The 21,077-nt window shown below is 72.6% G+C and carries 17 protein-coding genes and 1 CRISPR repeat array (1 of these 18 only partly in view); of the genes, 3 read left to right on the top strand and 14 right to left on the bottom strand.

From position 1 onward, the window contains the following. Positions 1–1,368: direct repeats of the CRISPR family, unit length 28 nt; unit sequence GGCTCATCCCCGCTCGCGCGGGGAGCAC (it extends 5,620 nt beyond the left edge of the window). A gap of 51 nt (positions 1,369–1,419) precedes the next feature. Genes cas2e through cas3 form a run of 8 tightly spaced genes read right to left on the bottom strand, consistent with a single transcriptional unit; the run spans position 1,420 to position 10,563 of the window. Further along, the gene (cas2e, locus tag BJ976_RS11640) at positions 1,420–1,806 is read right to left on the bottom strand and encodes a type I-E CRISPR-associated endoribonuclease Cas2e (protein ID WP_135030494.1); all 387 of its coding nucleotides are present in this window, start codon (positions 1,804–1,806) and stop codon (positions 1,420–1,422) included. Next, the gene (gene cas1e, locus BJ976_RS11635; RefSeq protein WP_229667431.1) at positions 1,803–2,723 is read right to left on the bottom strand and encodes a type I-E CRISPR-associated endonuclease Cas1e; all 921 of its coding nucleotides are present in this window, start codon (positions 2,721–2,723) and stop codon (positions 1,803–1,805) included. Before cas1e ends, cas2e begins: the two co-directional genes overlap by 4 nt. A 23-nt stretch (positions 2,724–2,746) precedes the next feature. Next, entirely contained in the window at positions 2,747–3,433 is a 687-nt protein-coding gene (cas6e, locus tag BJ976_RS11630) for a type I-E CRISPR-associated protein Cas6/Cse3/CasE (RefSeq protein WP_184231873.1), read from the bottom strand. After that, positions 3,430–4,137: a type I-E CRISPR-associated protein Cas5/CasD gene (cas5e, locus tag BJ976_RS11625; protein ID WP_135030491.1), complete on the bottom strand. Its 708-nt coding sequence runs from the start codon at positions 4,135–4,137 to the stop codon at positions 3,430–3,432. The genes cas6e and cas5e overlap by 4 nt, the downstream gene beginning before the upstream one ends. Next, complete coding sequence (gene cas7e, locus BJ976_RS11620) at positions 4,134–5,306, bottom strand: type I-E CRISPR-associated protein Cas7/Cse4/CasC (RefSeq protein ID WP_135030490.1); 1,173 nt, start codon at positions 5,304–5,306, stop codon at positions 4,134–4,136. Before cas7e ends, cas5e begins: the two co-directional genes overlap by 4 nt. A gap of 42 nt (positions 5,307–5,348) precedes the next feature. Next, positions 5,349–6,017, bottom strand: coding sequence for a type I-E CRISPR-associated protein Cse2/CasB (casB, locus tag BJ976_RS11615; RefSeq protein WP_167736951.1), 669 nt, complete (start codon positions 6,015–6,017; stop codon positions 5,349–5,351). A 44-nt stretch (positions 6,018–6,061) separates the two neighbouring features. After that, entirely contained in the window at positions 6,062–7,732 is a 1,671-nt protein-coding gene (gene casA / locus BJ976_RS11610; RefSeq protein WP_167736950.1) for a type I-E CRISPR-associated protein Cse1/CasA, read from the bottom strand. Then, entirely contained in the window at positions 7,732–10,563 is a 2,832-nt protein-coding gene (gene cas3 / locus BJ976_RS11605) for a CRISPR-associated helicase Cas3' (RefSeq protein ID WP_135030487.1), read from the bottom strand. The genes casA and cas3 overlap by 1 nt, the downstream gene beginning before the upstream one ends. Before the next feature lie 387 nt (positions 10,564–10,950). On the opposite strand from cas3, the gene BJ976_RS11600 reads away from it, so the two are divergent. After that, positions 10,951–11,607, top strand: a complete 657-nt coding sequence (locus BJ976_RS11600) for an SDR family oxidoreductase (RefSeq protein ID WP_135030486.1) — start codon at positions 10,951–10,953, stop codon at positions 11,605–11,607. A 10-nt stretch (positions 11,608–11,617) separates the two neighbouring features. Here BJ976_RS11600 and BJ976_RS11595 read toward each other — a convergent pair whose 3' ends face one another. The 6 genes from BJ976_RS11595 to BJ976_RS11570 form a co-directional block, all read right to left on the bottom strand. After that, a complete protein-coding gene (locus BJ976_RS11595; RefSeq protein ID WP_167736949.1) occupies positions 11,618–12,343 on the bottom strand; it encodes a Pr6Pr family membrane protein in 726 nt (241 codons plus the stop codon). Between the two features lie 141 nt (positions 12,344–12,484). Further along, entirely contained in the window at positions 12,485–13,891 is a 1,407-nt protein-coding gene (gene glsA / locus BJ976_RS11590; RefSeq protein WP_135030485.1) for a glutaminase A, read from the bottom strand. 128 nt (positions 13,892–14,019) lie between these two features. Further along, entirely contained in the window at positions 14,020–15,552 is a 1,533-nt protein-coding gene (glpK, locus tag BJ976_RS11585; RefSeq protein WP_135030484.1) for a glycerol kinase GlpK, read from the bottom strand. A 50-nt stretch (positions 15,553–15,602) separates the two neighbouring features. Beyond that, entirely contained in the window at positions 15,603–16,325 is a 723-nt protein-coding gene (locus tag BJ976_RS11580; protein ID WP_135030483.1) for an MIP/aquaporin family protein, read from the bottom strand. A gap of 13 nt (positions 16,326–16,338) precedes the next feature. Then, the gene (locus BJ976_RS11575) at positions 16,339–18,075 is read right to left on the bottom strand and encodes a glycerol-3-phosphate dehydrogenase/oxidase (protein ID WP_135030482.1); all 1,737 of its coding nucleotides are present in this window, start codon (positions 18,073–18,075) and stop codon (positions 16,339–16,341) included. Positions 18,076–18,235: 160 nt separating this feature from the next. Then, positions 18,236–18,901: a GNAT family N-acetyltransferase gene (locus BJ976_RS11570; RefSeq protein WP_135030481.1), complete on the bottom strand. Its 666-nt coding sequence runs from the start codon at positions 18,899–18,901 to the stop codon at positions 18,236–18,238. 39 nt (positions 18,902–18,940) lie between these two features. Here BJ976_RS11570 and BJ976_RS11565 point away from each other — a divergent pair, with 39 nt between their 5' ends. Both BJ976_RS11565 and BJ976_RS11560 read left to right on the top strand, forming a co-directional pair. Next, positions 18,941–20,374 carry an FAD-binding oxidoreductase gene (locus BJ976_RS11565; RefSeq protein WP_135030480.1) on the top strand — a complete coding sequence of 478 codons (1,434 nt, stop codon included), beginning with the start codon at positions 18,941–18,943 and terminating at the stop codon, positions 20,372–20,374. A gap of 174 nt (positions 20,375–20,548) precedes the next feature. Beyond that, entirely contained in the window at positions 20,549–21,037 is a 489-nt protein-coding gene (locus BJ976_RS11560; protein ID WP_135030479.1) for an acyl-CoA thioesterase, read from the top strand. Positions 21,038–21,077: the final 40 nt, after the last annotated feature.

Raw genomic sequence — 21,077 nt, 5'->3', positions numbered from 1 at the left:
CTCATCCCCGCTCGCGCGGGGAGCACAACGCGGGGTGGTCGAAGTGGGTGTAGCGCTGGGGCTCATCCCCGCTCGCGCGGGGAGCACCCCTCGATGATGCCCTTGAGCACCAGATTCCAGGGCTCATTCCCGCTCGCGCGGGGAGCACGCTGACGGGGAGCCGTGCTTCGGGGGCGGATGGGGCTCATCCCCGCTCGCGCGGGGAGCACAGGTGCCAGGTGGAGTTCCACGACGGCGCCAACGGCTCATCCCCGCTCGCGCGGGGAGCACGGGGACCGGCTGCTGGTCCTGCAGCAGGACGGGGGCTCATCCCCGCTCGCGCGGGGAGCACATCTGCTACCGGGACGCCACCGGCGCTCGCTTCGGCTCATCCCCGCTCGCGCGGGGAGCACGCGGTGAGGTCCACGGTCTTGCCCTGGATCCTGGGCTCATCCCCGCTCGCGCGGGGAGCACCGGTTTCTCCATTCCCATCGGTTGGCACGGGGAGGCTCATCCCCGCTCGCGCGGGGAGCACGAGACCTGGTGGGGCCTGACCGTCAAGGACATCGGCTCATCCCCGCTCGCGCGGGGAGCACGTCTTGGCGGAGCGGATGGAGCCGTGGGACACCGGCTCATCCCCGCTCGCGCGGGGAGCACGCCTTGACCCACAGGTGCCCGACGCCGCCGGGGGGCTCATCCCCGCTCGCGCGGGGAGCACCTGGCGGACCCTCAAGCGGGTTGACTACTCCGGGGCTCATCCCCGCTCGCGCGGGGAGCACGCGTCCTCCGTGCGGAAGTTCGTGATCTGCACGGGCTCATCCCCGCTCGCGCGGGGAGCACTCCATGGACGGCGGCGACACCTGGACGAGACGGGGCTCATCCCCGCTCGCGCGGGGAGCACGTCACCTCGAACGGGCCCGGGCAGGGTGTGAGCGGCTCATCCCCGCTCGCGCGGGGAGCACGCGTCCGCGAACAGGGCCTTGGAGGCCGTCACCGGCTCATCCCCGCTCGCGCGGGGAGCACCGGACCATGATCGTCCGGATCGGAGAGCACGAGGGCTCATCCCCGCTCGCGCGGGGAGCACGGCATGGATAAGGCCGGTGACGCGGTCAAGGAGGGCTCATCCCCGCTCGCGCGGGGAGCACGTGTTCCGGTGGGGCCGCCTCGTGGCCGTGACGGGCTCATCCCCGCTCGCGCGGGGAGCACCACAACGACCCCCTCGGCCGCAAGCCTGGCGAGGGCTCATCCCCGCTCGCGCGGGGAGCACTGCTACGGGTCCGCCGGCAACACCGTGCACATGGGCTCATCCCCGCTCGCGCGGGGAGCACTTCGACTACCCGGCCGGCGTCGACAAGGCGAACGGCTCATCCCCGCTCGCGCGGGGAGCACACTTGAAAATTGGCCCGGTTCCAAGCCTAGCCGCACGCCTCGGCGTGCGTTTCATTCACTTTGGCCGTCTTGCTGGCGCCGCCACGACGGCCTCAACGAGCGTTGCCGCATCCGCGCAGCGCTCCATCCAGTACGTCGTTGCGGGCCATCCTGCCGGGATCCTTCCGGAAGCGGGCGCCGCATCAGGGTCAGTCCTTCCACGTCGACGGGCTGCCAATGATGCCGGTGCGTCTCGACGCGCATTCTCTGTTCTGTCGCTGCCGTGTAGACGAGCAGGGCACGCCCCTCCCTGACGTCCTGCTTCGTCTTCGCCCAGAGTTCGTCACGGATTCGCGCCGACGGGTTCCCCACGAACACGCCCGCGTCGATCTCCATCAGCCAGCGAGTCAGCTCTCCGCGCAGGCCGGCAGGCGCCGCCGTGAGGACCAGGACCATCATGCGCGCTCTCCGTAGCTCACGCCGCCGGGGACGGTCTGCTGGCCTCGCCCGCTCCACAGGGACAGGCCGTCCTCCTGGTCCCACTCCTCCGGAAGCTCCTCGAGCCCCAGAAGAAGCTCGCCCACGTCACGGGCGATCCTCTCCAGCAGGCGCTCCTTCACGACGGCGTCTCGCACGGCTCGCCGCACATCCGTCTCCACATCAGCTCCCGGCGTCCCGGCGACACGGAACGCCACGGGGATGGCGATGTCGGCCTTGTAGAGGTCTGCCACGTCGTAGACGAACGACCTGTCATTGCCCGTATGGACGAACCCGAGGCCTGCGGCACATCCCAGCGCCACCACCACGGCGTGGACGATCCCGTAGAGCGCCGTGTTGGCCACTGTCAGTGCACGATTCGCCAGGTTCCCGTCCTCGAAGTTCTCCGGGTCGTAGTCACGACGCGTCCACTCCACGTCGTACTGCGCCGCCATGCGCCTATACAGGCCTCGGACACGCGCCCCCTCGCGTCCACGCAGCTGCTGCACCGTGAGCGCGGAGACGTCCTCCCCCGGGAACCGCATCGCGTACATGCGCCGGGCCACCGCCAGGCGAGAGCGCGTGTTGGACACCAGCTCCGCCTGACAGATCAGCAGGCGAGTCGACCGGGCCAGGCTCCGCCCATGGGCGTAGTACCGGACACCGTTCTCCCCCACCCACACCACGGAGGCACCAGAGTCACCCAGAAGGGACATCGCCGCATGGGTCACACGCGTCCCCGGCCCCAGGAGCAGGCAGCCCAGCGCCGCGGAGGGGATGTGCAGCACTCCGTCCTGATCGGTCGCCGTGATCGCGTTGCCGTCCCGGTGCACCGTGGCGCGCTCCAGATAGACGAAGGACAGCCGATCGGCCACCCGCGTCAGCTCCCGCGCCTCCATGCGCGGCTTCCCGCCACCCCCGGTCATCGCGCGATCGGCCGCAGGGTCATCAGGCCGCAGCCGTAGCCCTTGGCCCTGCCCATGCCACCTGTCAGCGCCTGCCGCAGCAACGACGCATCCGCCACGTCGAGCACCCCGTCGAACTGGACCACCCGCAACGTGACCCGGCTCCGTCGCCTGCCCGCCCCATTCTGCCCCCGACCGAATCTCTCATCGGCGCGGTGGGTCACCGTGACGGCCCCGGGGCCGTCCGACTCGCCCGCCGCCGGCACGCTGAACCCCCACCCTGCGGCACGTTCCTGCAGCCAGGCCACCTGCTGGGCCGGCGTCACATGGGGCAGGACCTTGCTGCGTCGGCCGTCCGGCTGGGCCTTGGCCTTCACCGGGTTCGCAGCGAGCCGGAACGCCCACCGTTGCCCCGTCACGAGACGGCTGAGAAACGGGTCGTAGTCCGCCGCGTCCCACGACTCACCAGCCCACCCTGCCTGCTCCACGACATGCGTCAGGTCAGGCTCCACCGGGCTGACGGCATACAGCGTGTGGCGGTGGGCCTCATGGTCCACCCGCCACAGCACCCGGCCGGCCATCGCGTCGTGCGCTCCCGGCGAGAAGGCCGACATGACCGCGGCGTGCATGGCCTGGCGATCGCCCAGCAGTCTCCGACCACCGCGCGTCGCCGCATTCAAGGACATCCTGGCGAGCACCGTCATGCGCTCATCACCGCCTCCCAGAACGGGTCTGCATGGTCCCGTCCCTGCTTGTTCTCCACGACGAGCGGCGCGGGCATGTGCACCGCGCGCCAGCCATACTCCCGGCGGGCCGGGTCGAAGCTCAGCGGCAGGTCCTGCACCCGCTCCTCCACGACCTCCCCGGGCTGGGCGTCCCGGTAGATCGGCAAGGGCACCCGCCTCGCGCGGGTGCGCCGATACCAGTCGGCAGCCTGCCACGGCACCTCCCGCAGCGCCGCCTCCACGCCGAGGTCGAACCAGCCGATCACTAGCCGGGGATCGGCGGGACACGAGCGGCGCCCCAGGTACAGGGGGAACACCGGATTGCGGAGCGCATGCTCCATTCCCTCGAGCAACTCCTCCGGCCCCGACACTCCCGCGACGAAACAGGCGTCCTGCAGGTAGAAGCGCTCGCTCAGCTTCGCGGCCGCCGTCGGATTCCGCTGCCAGTCGGCGGCGGTCTGGTAGTCACGCAGGAGGGTCCCCGGCTGGTCCACACGCACGCCGAACTCGAGGGCTGCGATGTCCTCCACGGGATCGGTGCGACGGCGACCCTCGGCCGCGGCGAGAAGACCCACCACCGCGGACTTCGTCGGGACCGGGTGCGTCTCCCGACGCTGATGGCGACTCGAGGAGCCCCAGGACTGCAAGGGGCCCTTCAGCCTCAGGAGCAGGGTGCCAGTCACGCCGTCGCCTCCTGCAGCTCGACCTCCAGCTGCGTCAGCAGGGTCCGCTGGTCCACGGGGGCACCGAGGGCGGCGACGGCGTCGGCGAGCGCGGGCAGCGCGATCACCCAGGTGCGTCGAGCCGGAGCCGCGTACATGCTCTCGAGCGCGGCGGCCTCGGCGGCCAGGCGCGCCGCGGCCTCCTTGCGGCGGCCGCCCTCGACCTCGGTGGGCACCGGGTCCTCGAAGGCGTTGACCCAGGAGATCGGCCGGTCCTCCCGCAGCGCGACGACCACGAGGTCCGGCAGTGTCGTGTTGGCGAAGGTGTTCTGCTTGCCCGTGGGCATCGAGCGGATGAAGGACCTGACGAAGGCCTGCGCTGCCCGCAACGCGGCCTCCTCGGAACCGAGGTTCGCGGCGAGTGCCCCGACATTGACGTTCGCGTAGCGGTAGAGGGTGGACGATGTGAAGGTGACCGTGCCGATCATCCCTGCCCCGGACTCCTCCACGTCCTCCCGGACATCGTCGACGGCGGTGAAGTAGTCGAACTCCGGCTCCGAGGCGCTGACGCTGATGGCGTGCGCCACCTGCACGGAGGCGTCCACCCTGAAGTCGGAGGCGTCGGCGATCATGCGGCCGAACATCGCGATGTCCACCGAGTGCGCATCGTCCAGGAGGGCGGCTGCCGTCTTCTTGCTCCAGGGTCCGTCCGGGGTCTCGATGATCGCCTGGGCCGCCGCCGTGATCTGCTTGTCGCTGAGGAACATCAGGTAGGAGACCTCGGCGAAGAGAGCCTCGAGCTGCTCCTCCTCGGTGACGTCCTTCTTGGCCTTGGCCTTGGGCTTCTCCGGCTTGAAGCCGGCGCCCTTGAGCAGCGCCTCGACCCGCCCGGCCGCCTCGGCCAGTGCGGCGCGCTGCTGCGGGTCGCGGACGTCCGTCTCAGGGGTGCCCTGCAGCTCCAGGACGCGCCGGGCGATGCGCTCGACGACACGCTTGGTGCGCACGCCGAGCTCGTCCGGATTCAGCTGCTGCTCGAAGTCCTTGCGGATCGCGCGCTTCCACGCCTGAGACGACACACGCTGGCGCGGGACTCCGCCGAACGTGGCGGTCTTCGGCGATCCGGTGTCGTCGCGGTTGATGTTGTTCGGGGGCAGGGTCTGCAGGGCGTGGATGTCGATGAACAGGCTCATGGTGTCCTCCAGGTGAGGGGGTGGATGGAACGGGAAGGGGTGTCAGGCGTCGTTCGGTTCAGCGGCCCGGCTGCGGGAGAGTCCGGCGGCGTAGTCCCGCCCCCAGCGCAGCAGGACGCCGCTGCGACGGGCCGGCTGTCGCAGCCGCCGGAGGTCCTCGGCGAGCGCCCCGTAGTCGAGGGGGATGCCGTGCGCAGCGAACAGGGAGACCAACGACCGCAGGTGGTAGCGCAGAGCCCGCGGAGTCGCCGAGACCATCACGGCGTCCAGCCGCTGCTTGATCGAGCCGCTCTCCGTGGCGCGCCGCAGACGGGCCGCAGCCGCCCCGACGCTCATGCCCTTGACGTGCATGGGTGCCCGCTGGGACTGCTGATGTGCGGCGAAGAGCGTGATGGCCACGAATGCGGCCCATTCGGCGGGGGACGGAGCGTCTCCCCGGCCGAGGTCCTGCGGGGGCAGCTCCCCCAGGAGATCCTCTGCCACGGCGTTCCAGGCGAGTGGGTCCTCACCGGGTTCCTGGGCGACGGCGCAGCGCAGACGACTCAGGGTCGCCCGGGCTGATGCGGCGGCAGCGTCATCGGCGCCCAGCACAGCCGCCTGGAGGCGGTGGGCGGCGGAGGCCGTCGCACGGTACAGCGTGGGCTCGCGCGGCTCCTCCTCGGACGGGGCCGCCCCCGAAGGGACGGCATCCGGCAGGTCGGTGGTGGTCATGGTCTCCTCCTGAGGTGCTGCGGGGGTCTGGGGGCGGACGGCTGTCATGTCGACACGGTCTCGTCACGGGTGTCGGCCGGTGCGTTGCGCCGACGACGGGCCGGGCCGTCGAGGGTCTTGTCGATGGCGTAGGTGAAGCTTCCCCAGGCCGTGGCCGCCGAATGAAGCCGGCCGTCCGCGTCCTCGCGGCCGACGACGGCGACGGGGCCGGCTCCGGCGACGAGACGTGCACCGTGCGCACGCAGGTGGCGGTCAGCGGAGGCGAACCACTGGTCTCGGAGCACCTGGAGGTCGGCGTCCGGTCCCACGCGGGCGAGCCAGCCCTTGAACGGCTCCGTGAGTCCTGCCAGGGCGGCCTCCGTCGCCGCCGCGACGAACGAGTACTCGCCGCCCGCTGCCACAGCCAGGTTCCCGGCGAGCCGGCCGAGGTCCACGGCGGCGTCCATGGTCTGCTTCGCCGCGGTCACGATCGTGTCGGCGACGTCGGGATCCTGTGACGTCAGGGCCGCCAGCCGCAGTGGCAGCTCCTCCCGGATCGTGGAGGTCACGACGGCGTCCTGGGTCCCGTACACGGTGCCGATCATCTCGACCCCGATCAGCACGTCCTCCACGTCCGCGACCCGCAGCTCCTGGTGGAGCCCGGAGAGGTCTGCCGTCGTCGCCGGGGGGCGGTCGCGGGAGGAGGAGGACGCCATGCCCTCGCGCAGCAGCAGCGGTTCGACCCCGCGCCAGAGGGTCCGGCTCTCGCTGTGCTCCCGTGGCATCCAGACGTCCGTGCCGGCCTTCTTGGACTGCGGGATGCTGTGGCGATAGGCGGTCATCGGGTCGGCGAACTGGTTCTTCAGCTCGATCCTGTCCCCGTTGGACACGACCGCGCCGGTCACGCGGCCGTCCTCGATGCGCAGACGGACCCGCCGGATCTGCCACGTCAGCAGATCACGGGGGCCCGCCGGTGCCTCGACGCCCCGGGAGGCGGCCATGTCCGGCTCCCGCTCCCAGACGGGGCGGTCGGTCTCGACGTCATTCAGGAACACCTTGGTCGGCGGTGTGTTCAGCAGAAGCGTCTCAGCGAGGTCCCGTCCGTGCAGCACGACGACGCCGGCCTTGCCGCTCCACCCCGTGCCGATGGGGTATCCCCTCCCTCCCTTGACGCGCGGATCGCCGACCGCGCCGGACTTGATGCCCGAGTAGTTCCACGCCTGCAGGTGCACGAGCCAGCGCGCCGCCTCGTCCAGGGCCAGGGACTCCGCGGCGTCGCCCTCGCGCAGGGTGAAGTAGGAGGACTCAGCGTCCGGCAGCAGCTTGCGCACCGAGCTCCACTCCCCCTTGGCTGTGTGGAGATCCGAGACCTGCATGAACGGTGCCACGGGATCCAGCAGGTCCCAGCGCCCGCGCACCGCGTTCCAGTAGCGGTCCATGGCCACCCGGCCTCCGGGCACGTCCGTGGACGTGAACTGGTCGATCCACCACTCACCCGCTGCGCGGGCATCACCGTCGCTGAGCTGCGGCTCCTCCCGGACGGCGCTCCACCAGGCGGCGAGCAGCACCCGGAGCACCGCGGCGTCCTGCTGCGGGGACTCGCCTGCGATCCGCTCGATCGTCCTGGACTGCTCGAACACCTCGCGTCCCGAGAGCAGCCGCTCCCCGCCGTCGAGGGCGCGGACACGGATCCACGGTCGGTCCACGAGGTTGAAGGTCTCCTGCGTCGTGGTCATCATCGCGTTCCTTCGTTCATCCGGGTGGTCTGGGGGCCGTCCAGCAGGCCGAGGTCGAGGTCGTAGCGGAGGTCGACGCCCGCCACCGTCGTCCGCCCCTCCTCGTCGGCGATGAGCTGCAGCTGTCCCCGCAGCAGGGAGCACTGCTGCCAGGCGACGTCCGTGCCCTGTTCCAGCTCGTCCAGCGCCCGTTCGAAGAGCGGCATGCGGGAGAAGCGCCCTGGCAGTCGCACCGAGGACTCGGCGATTTGCCGGGCACGCCACGGGGAGAGCGCCTTCCCCGTGAAGGTCACCTCCGCGTCGCCGGGGGAGCCCCAGGGGACGTAGCCGCCCTCCGCCGCCCGGACGAGGAGCACCTCGAGCGTGGGGTCCGTGTCGCGGACCTGCGCCAGCCCGGCAGCCTCGCCCCGCTCGGTCCCGGGGTCCCCCGTCGGCCCGGCCCACAGGTCGCGGAAGTACTTCACGCCCTTCGCCGTCGGCAGGAGGAAGCCCTTGGCCCGATTCCGCGCCGTCTCCTGCCGCGCCTCCCACTCCTTCCGCTGCACCACAAAAGATTCGCCCCAGGCCTCGGGCAGTGCCGGCCGCTCCGCGTAGGCCCCCGCGACCAGCGTCGGGATCTCCCGGGGGAGGCTCACCGTCCGCCCGTCCCGCTCCAGGGAGAGCAGACCCCAGGTGGCCGTCAGCAGCGCCGGCGCATAGACGGCCTCCACCCCGCTCTCGAAGGCCGGCGGGGTGGCATCATCCCCCGGATCCACGGCGCCACGCACCCACACGCGCGGCGCGCGGCCCCAGCCAGGCCGGTCCTCCACCGGGCGTGCGTGGCGGTGCACACGCCCCGTGCGCTGAAGGATGAGGTCCATGGGGGCGACATCCGTGACCATGCCGTCGAAGTCCAGATCGAGAGACTGTTCCACGACCTGGGTGGCCACCACGATCCGCCGCTCGGGCCGGCCCTGGCCTCGCCGCGCGTCGGGGCCCAGCTCGGTCACCAGGACGGCCTCCTTCTCGACGCGGTCCCGGGCGAGGAAGCGGGAGTGCAGCAGCACCGCGTCATCCCCCACGAGATCCCGGGCGAGCGCGTAGGCATGCTGCGCTCGGGCGACGGTGGAGCAGACCACGAGCAAACATCCTCCGTCCGACACGCACGGAGTCAGCAGCCCCCGCAACGAGTCCTCGTCATCCGCGACGGCCGTGAACTCCACCTCCGAGCGCCGCCCGGACTCCGGCGTCTGCTCCGCCCTGATCCCGGCCCGGTCCGCGGTGGTGATCACCGGATAGGCGGCGCCCGTCTCCGGCGCCGTGATCCTCCGACCGCCGTGTCGGCCGTCCATGTAGGCCGCGACGAGTTCCTGCTGGATGGCATGCGGAAGCGTCGCCGAGAGGAGGACCACCGGAACGCCGTACGCCCCCAGCCAGTGCAGAGCTCGCGACAGGTACTGGTTCATGTAGGAGTCGTAGGCATGCGCCTCGTCGATGACGACCACCTTGGACGCGAGGCCCAGGTGCCGCAGCATCACGTGCCGGGACTGCAGGGCCATGAACAGCACCTGATCCACCGTCCCCACCGCGATGGAGGCGAGCATGCCCCTCTTGCGACCGCTGAGCCATTGGTGCGCGACCACAGACTGGTGGCGATCGTGCGGATCGTCTCGACCGATGTCCTGGGAGCCCATCCCGACGCGGGGCATCGCGGCAGCCTCCGCATTCAGCGCAGCCTTCGAGTGCGCCAGCACCAGGGAAACGGGGCCGTCCCCCTCCAGGTTGCGTTCCGCCCAGACCTGCACTCGACGGAACAGTGCGTCCGAAGTGGCCATGGTGGGCGCTGCGACGATCACCCCGCTGCGCCCCGTCCGGCGCATCATCACCTGCGCGGCAGCCAGGGCCGCCTCCGTCTTGCCGACACCCATCGGCGCCTCGACGCACAGCAGGCCGGGGCCCTCCATCTGCTCCGCGGCCCGCAGGATCTCCGCCTGCACCGGCCACGGCCGCCGCCCCTCCGGCCAGGCGAAGGCGTGACGATAGGCCGCCGCCGGATCGGCCTCCAGCACACGGGGCCGGGCCGGGCCGGCCAGGTCGAGGGTCGCCACGGCGTCGGCAAGCCGCGCCTCCTCGTCCAGCAGGGCGGCGGGCAGGAGGGGGAAGAGGTCCGGGTTCGAGGCGATCCAGTCCGCCATCACCACCAGACCGGTCAGCAGCATCTGGTGGTGGGCGCGCGGCTCGACGGCGAGCACGCGCCCCAGGACGTCGTGGGCTCCGAGCCGGTCCGTGATGCCCGCGATGAGCTCGTCTTGGACCGCGGCCCATGACGGCTGACGTCGCGCAGCGCTCTCCGCACGCCGCACCTCCGCGGGCGTCGCAGGCAGTCCGTGGTGGGCGCCGGCGATCTCGGCCAACGAGGCGGCGGCGCGGCTGGAACGGGTCAAGCCCTCCACCACGAGCCAGCGCTTCAGTGCGGCGTGACTGACGGCAGAGTGGGGGTGACTGTCCGCGGGACCTGCCGGCCCGGAGAGAGGCAGCCCGACGTCCCGGATGCGCTCCGCGAACGGGAGCCTGGTGTGATCGCCCATGAGCTGCCCCTCGAACACCTCGGACGCCTTGCCCACGTCATGGACGCCCGCGAGCCATGCGCCAAGGACATCCCCCTCGCCGCGCAGGTCGAGCTCGTCCTCCAGCCAGCCGGCGACGCCCGGCGCCAGCCAGCACCGCCACAGCCATCCCCCGATGGCCGCGCTGTCGGTGAGGTGACGGGGAAGGTCCAGCCAGTCCTCCGACTCCGGTCCGGTCTTGGCCCACAGACTCAGTGCCTGCGGTGACCATCCGACCGTTGTCATGCGACCTCCCCCTTAACCCGTCCGCCGGCCCTGCTTGTGTGTTGCACAGCTTCTTCGTGGGCAACACCTTAGTGGGGCAAATCACATTTGGCCAGGAAGATATTCCCCCTAAACCACCGTGCTCGTCTGTTTTCGAGACGGCGCTTCGACGGGCCCTCACTAGGCTGGTCCTGCACCGTGAACAACGGTGATGAGCCCAGACGTGTACGCGGGCCGGCACCTGTGGCCCAGTGCTCCCGCATGCATCCGGGATCGCGCCCGAAGAACTCCGGCGGCGCCCTCAGATCGGCGGCGCCGCCGGCGTCGCCTTCCCGCCCCGGAATATCCGGCTGACCCGGTCCGTTGTGCCGGACGAGACCACCCCACCCGAGACGAAGGAGACACCCCATGGCGGACGTGCTGATCATCGGCGGACACGGCAAGGTGGCCCTGCTGGCCGCCCCCCTGCTGGCGGAGGCGGGCCACACCGTCACCTCCGTGATCCGGAACCCCGACCACGCCGCGGACGTGCGCGCCGCGGGCGCCGAGCCCCTCGTCCTGGACGTGGAGCACGCCGCCCCCGCGGACCTCGAGCAGGCCCTGGCGGGACGCGACGTCGTCGTGTGGTCCGCCGGGGCCGGGGGCGGGGATCCGGAGCGGACGTACGCCGTGGACCGGGATGCCGCGATCGCCTCGATGGACGCGGCGTGGTCTGCCGGGGTGCGCCGCTACGTGATGGTGTCCTACCTGGGCGCCGGTCCGCACCACGGCGTGCCTGAGGACAGCGACTTCTTCCCCTACGCCGAGGCCAAGGCCGCCGCGGACGAGCACCTGCGCGGGTCCCATCTGGACTGGACGATCCTGGGCCCGGGCGCCCTCACGCAGGACGAGCCGACCGGCCGCGTGGAGGTGGATCCGCGGGACCGCGGCGAGGGGCTGCCCGGCGTCTCCCGGGGCAACGTGGCACGGATGATCGCGGCCGCCGTCGGCTCCGGCGCGGCGATCAGCCGCCAGGTGGAGTTCGTGGACGGGGACACCCCGATCGAGCGGGTGTTCACCCGCTGACCGGGCGGGGTCAGCGGACGGCGAGCCGCCGGTCCAGCTGACCGAGCACCCCCAGCAGGCCGGAGAAGCCGGCCAGCACCACGGACAGGACGACGCCGACGCCCCGGTAGCCCATCCGCGGGACATCCAGGAACGGGTAGGGGTACCAGTCGATCCGGGCTCCGCGGACGAGCGTCGCCGCGGCCCAGACGAGCGGGATGACGGCGGCCAGGCCAGCGCGGCGGCCGGTAATCTGCCCGCGGGGGTCGAACGCCGCCCACACGGCGGGCGCGAGGACGGGGTTCACGATGTGCTGGAGCGTGTCGTTGAACCGGTAGAGCGCCGTGTCCTGCTCCATGCCCCGTAGCAGCCCATTGTAGACGATCCCCGTGACCATGACGGAGCCCAGGCCCGCGGTGCGCACGGCCCAGAACGCGTCCGAGGTCGGCGCGGTGCGGCGGGCGGCCAGGGTCAGGGAGGTGCCGGCCACCATGGCGTTGGAGAGCCACGTGAAGTAGGCGGGCTGGTTCAGCGGGTGCTGCCAGCCGGCCGCGAAGCCCCCCTGGTACCCCACCCCGGGGACCGCGATGGTCGGCTTGGACGCGCCGATGGGGAACGAGGTGAGGCAGCCGACCAGCGGCAGGGCCCCCGCGGCCCACCAGCCGACGCGGGCCGCGCGTCCCGGCGCGGGCACGGCACGACGACGGCGCGCGGCGGGCGCGGACCTCTCGGCGATGCGGCGGAGCCAGGCGGGCATGGGGGACCTCGGCGGTTCGAGGGCTGGGGGGCGACGCCCCAGCCTAAGGTGAACGGCCGGTGAACGGAAGGGGTCTGTGAGGCGACACACCCCGAGGCGGAACGGACGACGTCGGGGACCGCCCCCGCCGCGCGGCGGCGCTCAGTCGGCGCCGAGCATCCCGTCGGGGTCGACGACGCGGACGACCACACCATCCGCCTCGAGCCGGCGGATGCCCTCGGCGACCAGGCGGCGGCCCACGCGGGTCATCCGGTCCACGCGCTCCAGGTTCAGCACCACGGTGCGGATGGGGCCCTCCCCCTCGCGCGCGGCGGCAGCCTCCCGCACGGAGCCGTCCCCCGTGGCGGCGGCCACGGCCAGGGCCGGGTCCGCGTCCTCGCGGGGCACGCGGTCCCCGTGCTCGGCCGCCACGCCCTCGACCGGGGCGAGCACCCCGTCCTCCCACTCGGGGTAGGCGGGGCTCTGCCAGTCCCCCGCGCCGGGCTCGCCGCCGGTGCCGAGGTCCGCCATGGCGGTGGCCACCGCCTCGCCGCCGCCGAAGCGGATGACGCCCTGCAGGTGCATGAGCACGGTGTCCCCCTCGCGGCGGACGAACCGCACCGCGGTGCCGCCGAGGGCGTCGGCCTCCATGACGTGCAGGTTCAGGTCCTCGGACATGCGCTCGAACGCCAGCACGCCGCGCACCGAGTTGCCGGCGGCGTCCAGCGGCGGGGAGAACACGGCGATCCCGGCCTGTCCGGGCAGGGCACCGAGCACCGCCCCGGACACACCGGACTTGGCGGGGATCCCGACGTGCGCCATCCATTGGCCCGCGGCCTCGTACATGCCCGCCGTGGACATGACGGAGAGCACCTGCCGGCAGAACAGGGACGGCAGGACCCGCTCCCCCGTGAGCGGGTGCACGCCGCCGGAGGCCAGGCACGCGCCCATGACGGCCAGATCCCGGACGGTCACCAGCACGGAGCACTGGGCGACGTACCCGGCCACCACGTCCTCCGCGCGGTCGTGGAGGATCCCGTGGCTGCGCAGCATGTGCGCCAGCGCCAGGTTGCGGTCCGAGGCCCCCATCTCCGACTCGTAGGTGGCCCGGTCCACCGTCAGCCGCCGGCCGGCCAGCAGGGACATCAGCCCCACCACGCGGTCGATCCGCTCCTGGCGGCCCGCGAACGGGCCCACCAGCAGCTGGTGCACCGCGAGCGCGCCCGCGTTGATCATGGCGTTGTCCGGGCGCTTGGACTGCTCCTCGAGGGAGAGCTCATTGAAGGCCTCACCGGAGGGGTTCAGGCCGACGGCGTCGTCCACGGTCTCCGCGCCGCGGTCCACGAGCGCGGCCGCGTACGCGAAGGGCTTGGACACGGACTGGATGGTGAACTCGGTGTCCGCGTCCCCCGCGCAGTGCACGCGCCCGGTGACGGTGGCCATGGCCACGCCGAGCTTCTCGGGGTCCGCCTCCGCCAGCACGGGGATGTACGTGGCGAGCTCGCCGCCGCGCTCCGCGCGCAGGCGGTCGACGAGGGAGGAGAGGTAGTCCTGCACGGGATGCTGCATGGGGTCCTTCCGGAGGGGCCGGGTCGGCACGGACCGGCCCGGGGCGCACAGGGCCGGCCGGGCCAGCCTACGGGCCGGCCGGGGCCGGGAGCGTGACGCCCCCGGCCCCGGCCGGTCGACGGACGGTCTCAGGCCTCGAGTGCCTCGACGTCCTCGTCGATCCACTCGCGGGCCCGGTCCACGGCCTTCTTCCACAGGCGGAGCAGGCGCTCGGCCTTCTCCTCGTCCATGGTCGGCTCCCAGCGGCGGTCCTCCTGCCAGTTGGCGACGACGTCCTCGGTGGACTCCCAGAAGCCCACCGCCAGGCCGGCCGCGTAGGCGGCGCCCAGCGCGGTGGTCTCGATGACCTTCGGGCGGACCACGGGGACCCGCAGCAGGTCCGCCTGGAACTGCATGAGGGTCTCGTTCATGACCATGCCGCCGTCGACCTTCAGCTCCGTGAGGTCCACGCCGGAGTCCGCGTTCATCGCGTCGACGACCTCACGGGACTGGTAGGCGGTGGCCTCGAGGACGGCGCGGGCGATGTGGTGCTTGGTCACGTAGCGGGTCAGGCCCACCATCGTGCCGCGCGCCGTGGAGTCCCAGTGCGGGGCGAACAGGCCGGAGAACGCCGGCACCAGGTAGACGCCGCCGTTGTCCTCCACCTCGCGGGCGAGCTCCTCGATCTCCGGGGCGCTGCTGATCAGGTTCAGGTTGTCGCGCACCCACTGGACCAGCGAGCCGGTCACGGCCACGGAGCCCTCGAGCGCGTACACCGGCTTCTCGTCGCCGATCCGGTAGCACACCGTGGTGAGCAGGCCGTTGTCGGAGCGGACGAGCTCCTCGCCGGTGTTGATCAGCACGAAGTTGCCGGTGCCGTAGGTGTTCTTGGCCTGGCCGACTTCGAAGCACGCCTGGCCGAAGGTCGCGGCCTGCTGGTCGCCCAGGATGCCGGTGATCGGGGCCTGGCGGAGCAGCTGGTGGCCGGCGGCGTGGCCGACGACCTCGGAGGAGCTGGCGATGCGCGGCAGCATGGACATCGGGATGCCCATGTCCCGGCAGATGTCCTCGTTCCAGTCGAGCGTGTCGATGTTCATGAGCATCGTGCGGGACGCGTTCGTGACATCCGTGACGTGCACGCCGGAGTCCACGCCGCCCGTGAGGTTCCAGATGACCCACGTGTCGGTGGTGCCGAACAGCAGGTCGCCGCGCTCGGCCGCCTCGCGGGCGCCCTCCACGTTCTCCAGGATCCAGGCCACCTTGGGGCCGGAGAAGTAGGTGGCCAGCGGCAGGCCGACGCGCTCCTTGTACTTCTCCGGACCCTCGTCGCCCTCCAGCCGGTCGCAGATCTTCTGCGTGCGGGTGTCCTGCCAGACGATCGCGTTGTAGACCGGCTTGCCGGAGTGGCGGTCCCACACCACGGTGGTCTCCCGCTGGTTCGTGACGCCGACGGCGGCGATCTCGTGGCGGGTGACCTCGGCGCGGGACAGGGCCTGGCCGATGACCTCGCGGGTGTTGCGCCAGATCTCCTGGGGGTCGTGCTCGACCCACCCGGCGCGCGGGAAGATCTGCTCGTGCTCGAGCTGGCCGGTGGACACGATGGCGCCGTCGTGGTCGAACAGGATGGCGCGGGTGGACGTGGTGCCCTGGTCGATCGCCATGACGTACTGCGGGGCGGACATGGGCTCCTCCTTCGAAGCGGGGGTGGGGGTGGGGGTGTGCGCTCGGGTGCTCAGACGAGCGCCATGGAGGCGAGGCCGGCGAGGACCGCGCCCAGCAGCGGGCCGACGATCGGCACCCAGGCGTAGCCCCAGTCGGAGCCGCCCTTGCCGGCGATCGGCGCCACGGCGTGGAACAGGCGCGGGCCGAGGTCACGGGCGGGGTTGATGGCGTAGCCGGTGGGGCCGCCGAGGCTCGCGCCGATGCCGACCACGAGCAGGGCGACGGCCAGCGGGCCGAGGCCGGAGGGCGTGTTGCCGAACATCAGCACCACCAGCACCAGCACGAACGTGCCGATGGCCTCGGTGACCATGTTCCACACCGGGTTGCGGATCTCCGGGCCGGTGGCGAAGGTGCCCAGGATCGCGCCCTGGTCCGTCTCCGCCGCGTAGTGGTCGCGGTAGGCCAGCCAGGCCAGGGCGGCGCCCAGGAAGGCGCCGATCAGCTGCGCCGCGAAGTAGGCGAGCGTCGTGCCGGCGTTCACGGCGATCCCGGGGGCGTACTCCTCGGCGCCGCTGACCAGCAGGCCGACGGTGACGGCGGGGTTGAGGTGGGCCCCCGAGGCGGCGGCCACGAAGACGCCCGCGAAGACGCCCAGGCCCCAGCCGAAGTTGATCAGGAGCCAGCCTCCGCCGTTGCCCTTGGTCTTGGTCAGGATCGCGTTCGCGACGACGCCGACGCCGAGCAGCAGCAGCATCGCGGTGCCCGCGATCTCGTACAGGAAGATCGTGCCCATGGGCGGGCTCCTCTCAGGGGGTGGTGGTCTCGGCCGCCGCCAGGGCGGCGGCGGCGGTGACGTCGTCATGGGCGCTCTCGCCGCGCAGGCGGGCGTCGACGAGGTCCTGGTACGCGCGGATCTCCGCGGCGGTGCGCTCGTCGTCCCAGCTCAGCTCGGGGGCCACGAGGGACGCGATCTCCTCGGCCGCCGCGACGCCGCGGTCGCGGACCTCGGTGGACAGGCGCGTGCGGCGCTCGATGACGTCGTCCAGGTGGACGACGCCCTCGGCGCGGGCGGCGTAGACGATCTCGGCGCGCAGGTAGCGCGGGGCCTCGGCGAGCGGGGCGCCCAGGGACGGGTCGGCGTCGATCAGGTCGAGCACGAGGCGCAGCACGGTGCCGTAGCGGGACAGCAGACGGTCCACGCGGGCCTCGTCCAGGCCGTAGTCGGCGGCGATGCGGTCCGCCTGCGCCTCGATCTCCGAGTAGCCGAGGCCGCCGAGCACGGGGATGTGCTCGGTGAGGCTGGGACGGGTCGGATGGTTCTCGCGCACCACGAAGTCCACGACGTCCTCGGCCATGGCCCGGTACGTCGTCCACTTGCCGCCGGCCACGGCGGTGAGGCCGGGGGCCACCTCGGTGACGGTGTGCTCACGGGAGATCTTGGTGGAGGCGCCGTCGGAGCCGGTGACCGGCTGCAGCAGCGGCCGCAGGCCGGCGTACGTGGCGATCACGTCGTCGCGCGTGAGGTCCTCCTTCAGGACCGCGTTGGCGTGCTCGAGGATGTAGTCGATGTCGTCCGCGGTCGTGGCCGGATGGGCCACGTCCTCCGCCCACGGGGTGTCCGTGGTGCCGATCACCCAGTACTCGTCCCACGGGATGAGGAACAGCACGGACTTCTCCGTCTTGGTGATCACGCCGGTGGCGGCGTCGGCGCGGATGCGCTCGCGCGGGACGGTGATGTGGGCGCCCTTGGAGGCGAGCACCTCGAGGCCGCCGTCGGCCTCGGCCAGCTCCTGCTGCTCCTGGGTCCACACGCCCCCGGCCAGGATGACGGCGCGCGCGTGCACGTCGAACTCCTCGCCGGAGGTCTCCTCGCGGACACGCACGCCCTGCACACGGCCGTCGTCGCCGCGCAGGTAGTCGGTGACGGCGGTGTAGTTGGCGGCCACGGCGCCGTGGTCCACGGCGGAGCGCACGAGCATCATGGCCAGGCGGGCGTCGTCGAACTGGGCGTCGGCGTACTCGACCGCGCCGACGATCTTCTCGTCGTCGAGGGAGGGGAAGGTCGCGGCCATGGAGCGGCGGCTGAGATGGCGGTGCGCGCCCATCGCGCGGCGGCGGCCGAGCGACTGCATGGCGTCGTACATGGTGACGCCGGCGCCGATGAAGCCGCGGTCGATCACCTTGTGGAAGAACGGGAAGACGAAGCGCAGGGGTCGCACCAGGTGGGGCGCGGTCTGGGTGAGCAGCAGGTCGCGCTCCCGCAGCGCCTCGTACACCAGCTTGACGTCCAGCATCTCGAGGTAGCGCAGGCCACCGTGCATGAGGCGGGAGGAGCGGGACGACGTCCCGGAGGCCCAGTCGCGGGCCTCGACGATGCCCACGTCGAGGCCGCGGGTGGCCGCGTCGAACGCGGCGCCCACGCCGGTGGAGCCGCCGCCCACGATCAGGACGTCGAGGGGGGCCTCCGGGCTGGTGGCCCGGAGGCGGGCGAGGTGATCCTCCCGCGTGGCGGCGGAGAGGGGGACGGTTCGCAGGGTCGGCATGGAGGGGTTGCTCCTTGATCGGTGGAAGCACAGTGTAGTGGTGTGGCTCACGATACCCGGTGTCACATCACGAGATCCGGTATCAGCACGAGCCGAGGTCCACGATGTCACCCCCGGGCCTCGGGTATGCACGCGGCGGCCACGCGGCGGGTGGGCATGATCAGGCCTCCCACCACATGCCGGTGAGGTCGTCCGTGCCGTGCGCGGAGACGGGCCCGGTCCCACGGAACCCGAGCCGCTCGTAGAAGGGCACGTTGGCGCGGGTGGAGGACTCGAGGTAGACGCCGACGCCGGCCTGCCGCGCGTCGCGCTGGCGGCGGCCCACGAGGGCGCGGGCCACGCCGCGGCCCCGGGCGGACGGGCGCGCGCCCACGTCCCGCAGGTACCAGTGCGCCACGCGGGGACGGGCCCGCTCGCACGCGGCCACGGTGCGCACGTGGTCCAGGGCGTGCCGGCCCATGACGCGGACCAGGCGCCGGGCGGAGGCCGCGGTGCCCAGCAGGTCCACGCCCCGGGGCGCCTCCGGGCGGTCCCAGACCGCGGCGCCGAGCGTCGTCCCGTCCACGGGGTCCACCGCCACGTCCACGACGCCCGGCGCCCGGCCGCCCCGGGCGGGGTCCGGGCGCAGGGTGTCCCGGACGACGCGGTCGAACATGTCCGTCAGGCGCTCCTGCCGGCGGCTGCGCGGCAGGAAGGACACGGTGTACGGGTCGGTGAGGAACGCCTCGGCGAGGACGCCGGCCACCCGGGCCACGGCGTCGTCGTCCAACGCGTCCGGGCGCAGGGAGGTGACCAGGGGGCGGGGCGGGCGGGCGTCGGCTGACATGGGGTCCACCCTAGGCAACGGCGGTGGGATGCTGGGGGCATGACCGGCTCCGCACCGCACTCCCCCGCCCTCACCGACGTCGTGGCCCGCCTGCGCGCGGAGCTCGGCGACGCCGTGGACACCTCCGACGCCGCGCTCGAGGCCGCCCGCACCGACCGCTCGGGGCACCGCTCCGCCGCGGCCCCGCTGGCCGTGGTCCGCGCCCGGAGCACAGCGGACGTGCAGGCCGCGTGCCGGGCCGCGCACGCCACGCGCACCCCGCTGGTCACGCGCGGGGCGGGCACGGGCCTGGCCGGCGGCGCGGTGGCCGGCGCCGGGGAGCTCGTGCTCGACCTGTCCGGCATGGACCGAATCCTGGAGGTCGTCCCGGAGGACCGGGTCGCCGTCGTCGAGCCGGGCGTGCTCAACGGCGCGCTCAACACCCACCTGGCCGACCACGGGCTGTGGTGGGCGCCGGACCCGGCCTCCAAGGACATCTCCACGGTGGGCGGGAACATCGCCATGAACGCCGGCGGCCTGCTGTGCGCCAAGTACGGCGTCACCCGGGAGGCGGTGCTGGGGCTCGAGGTGGTCCTCGCGGACGGCACGGTGCTGTCCCTGGGCCACCGCACCGTCAAGGGCGTCACCGGGTACGACCTCACCGCGCTGATGATCGGCTCCGAGGGCACGCTCGGCGTGATCACGCAGGCCGTGCTCGCCCTGCGTCCCCTCGTGCCGGGCGCCGTGCACACGGTGGGCGCGTTCTTCCCGGACGTGACCGCCGGCGCGGCGGCCGCCGCCGCGATCACCGGGGACGGGCTGGTCCCGGCCATCATGGAGCTGATGGACGAGGCCACGCTCGCCGCCGTCCGCGCCCACGCCGCCGACGACGACGCCGCTCGCCTGCCGGAGACGGGCGCCTTCCTGCTGGTCCAGGCCGACGGCGAGGGCGCCGCCGCGCAGGCGGACCGCATGGCCGAGCTGGCCCGGGCGGCCGGGGGCCAGACCACCGTGACCGCCGACCCGGTGGAGGCCGACCGGCTCGTGGCCCTGCGCCGCACCGCCTTCCCCGCCCTCGAGGCGCTCGGCACCCCCCTCGTGGAGGACGTGGCGGTGCCGCGCTCGCGGATGGTGGAGATGTTCGCGCGGATCGGGGAGATCGAGCGGGCCACGGGGCTGCTGATCCCCACCACCGCGCACGCCGGGGACGGCAACCTGCACCCCATCCTGCTGTTCGGGGAGGCGTCCCGGGTGGGCGGGGAGGGCGGCGGGGAGATCCCGGCCGAGGTGTGGGAGGCCGCGGGGATGCTGTTCCGCGCGGGCCTCGAGCTGGGCGGCACGCTGACGGGCGAGCACGGCGTGGGACTGCTCAAGCGGGCGTTCCTCCGGGACGAGCTCGGGGACGCCCAGCACGCGCTGCAGGAGCGGATCAAGGCGGTGTTCGACCCGCACGGGATCCTCAACCCCGGCAAGGTGTTCACCCCGCTGCCGTGACCGCGCTGCCAGCGTTGCGGCGCTCGTGGTTGCCGAGCTTTCGAACGCGGAATCGGTGGAATCCGCGCTTTCGAGCGTGGAATAGCACCTATTCGACGTTCGAAAGTGCAGAGGCCCTCCGCTGCGTCTCGCAGGCCCCTCGCCCCTGACCGTGTCGGCGGTAGCCTGGCGGCCATGAGCGAGCAGACCCCCGACCCGCGCCCCACCGCCCCCTGGGAGGGGGGCATTGAGCTGCGCTGGTCCGACCAGGACGCCTACGGCCACGTCAACAACGTGCGCCTGCTGACCCTCACGGAGGAGGCGCGCGTGCGGGCCGCGCAGGCGTGGGGCGAGTGGAGCGACGGGGACGTCATGCGCTTCGTGCGCTCCATGACCACGGAGTACGAGGCCCCCGTGCGCTACGGCCCCGAGCTGACCGCGCGGGTGTGGGTCTCCGGGATCGGCCGGACCTCCTACACGCTGCACCACGAGCTGTGGCAGGAGGGGCGCCGGTGCCTGGTCAGCGACGCGGCCATGGTGGTGGTGGACGCCGTCACCGCGCGCCCCGTCCCCCACTCCGACGCGCGGCGCGCCCTCCTCGAGGCCGTGCTGATCGCGCCGGAGGACGGGGGCCCGGATCCCGACGACGACAGGGCCGGGGACGGGTCCGGAGGTGCCGCCTGAGCCTGTGGACGGCTCAGACGACTCTCAGGATGCGCCCCTA

It is taken from the genome of Micrococcus flavus, from assembly GCF_014204815.1.
In the GTDB taxonomy this organism is placed as follows: Bacteria; Actinomycetota; Actinomycetes; order Actinomycetales; family Micrococcaceae; genus Micrococcus; species Micrococcus flavus.
The sequence above is the reverse complement of the archived record's forward strand: the minus strand, read 5'-3'. Positions and strand labels throughout refer to the sequence as shown.

What these genes read in the sequence shown, in the direction of transcription:
- cas2e (WP_135030494.1), bottom strand. Translation starts at nt 1,806, where the DNA reads ATGATGGTCCTGGTCCTCACGGCGGCGCCTGCCGGCCTGCGCGGAGAG.
- cas6e (WP_184231873.1), bottom strand. Translation starts at nt 3,433, where the DNA reads ATGACGGTGCTCGCCAGGATGTCCTTGAATGCGGCGACGCGCGGTGGT.
- cas1e (WP_229667431.1), bottom strand. Translation starts at nt 2,723, where the DNA reads ATGGAGGCGCGGGAGCTGACGCGGGTGGCCGATCGGCTGTCCTTCGTC.
- BJ976_RS11575 (WP_135030482.1), bottom strand. Translation starts at nt 18,075, where the DNA reads ATGCCGACCCTGCGAACCGTCCCCCTCTCCGCCGCCACGCGGGAGGAT.
- glpK (WP_135030484.1), bottom strand. Translation starts at nt 15,552, where the DNA reads ATGTCCGCCCCGCAGTACGTCATGGCGATCGACCAGGGCACCACGTCC.
- BJ976_RS11600 (WP_135030486.1), top strand. Translation starts at nt 10,951, where the DNA reads ATGGCGGACGTGCTGATCATCGGCGGACACGGCAAGGTGGCCCTGCTG.
- cas7e (WP_135030490.1), bottom strand. Translation starts at nt 5,306, where the DNA reads ATGAGCCTGTTCATCGACATCCACGCCCTGCAGACCCTGCCCCCGAAC.
- glsA (WP_135030485.1), bottom strand. Translation starts at nt 13,891, where the DNA reads ATGCAGCATCCCGTGCAGGACTACCTCTCCTCCCTCGTCGACCGCCTG.
- cas3 (WP_135030487.1), bottom strand. Translation starts at nt 10,563, where the DNA reads ATGACAACGGTCGGATGGTCACCGCAGGCACTGAGTCTGTGGGCCAAG.
- BJ976_RS11595 (WP_167736949.1), bottom strand. Translation starts at nt 12,343, where the DNA reads ATGCCCGCCTGGCTCCGCCGCATCGCCGAGAGGTCCGCGCCCGCCGCG.
- BJ976_RS11570 (WP_135030481.1), bottom strand. Translation starts at nt 18,901, where the DNA reads ATGTCAGCCGACGCCCGCCCGCCCCGCCCCCTGGTCACCTCCCTGCGC.
- BJ976_RS11560 (WP_135030479.1), top strand. Translation starts at nt 20,549, where the DNA reads ATGAGCGAGCAGACCCCCGACCCGCGCCCCACCGCCCCCTGGGAGGGG.
- BJ976_RS11565 (WP_135030480.1), top strand. Translation starts at nt 18,941, where the DNA reads ATGACCGGCTCCGCACCGCACTCCCCCGCCCTCACCGACGTCGTGGCC.
- casB (WP_167736951.1), bottom strand. Translation starts at nt 6,017, where the DNA reads ATGACCACCACCGACCTGCCGGATGCCGTCCCTTCGGGGGCGGCCCCG.
- casA (WP_167736950.1), bottom strand. Translation starts at nt 7,732, where the DNA reads ATGACCACGACGCAGGAGACCTTCAACCTCGTGGACCGACCGTGGATC.
- BJ976_RS11580 (WP_135030483.1), bottom strand. Translation starts at nt 16,325, where the DNA reads ATGGGCACGATCTTCCTGTACGAGATCGCGGGCACCGCGATGCTGCTG.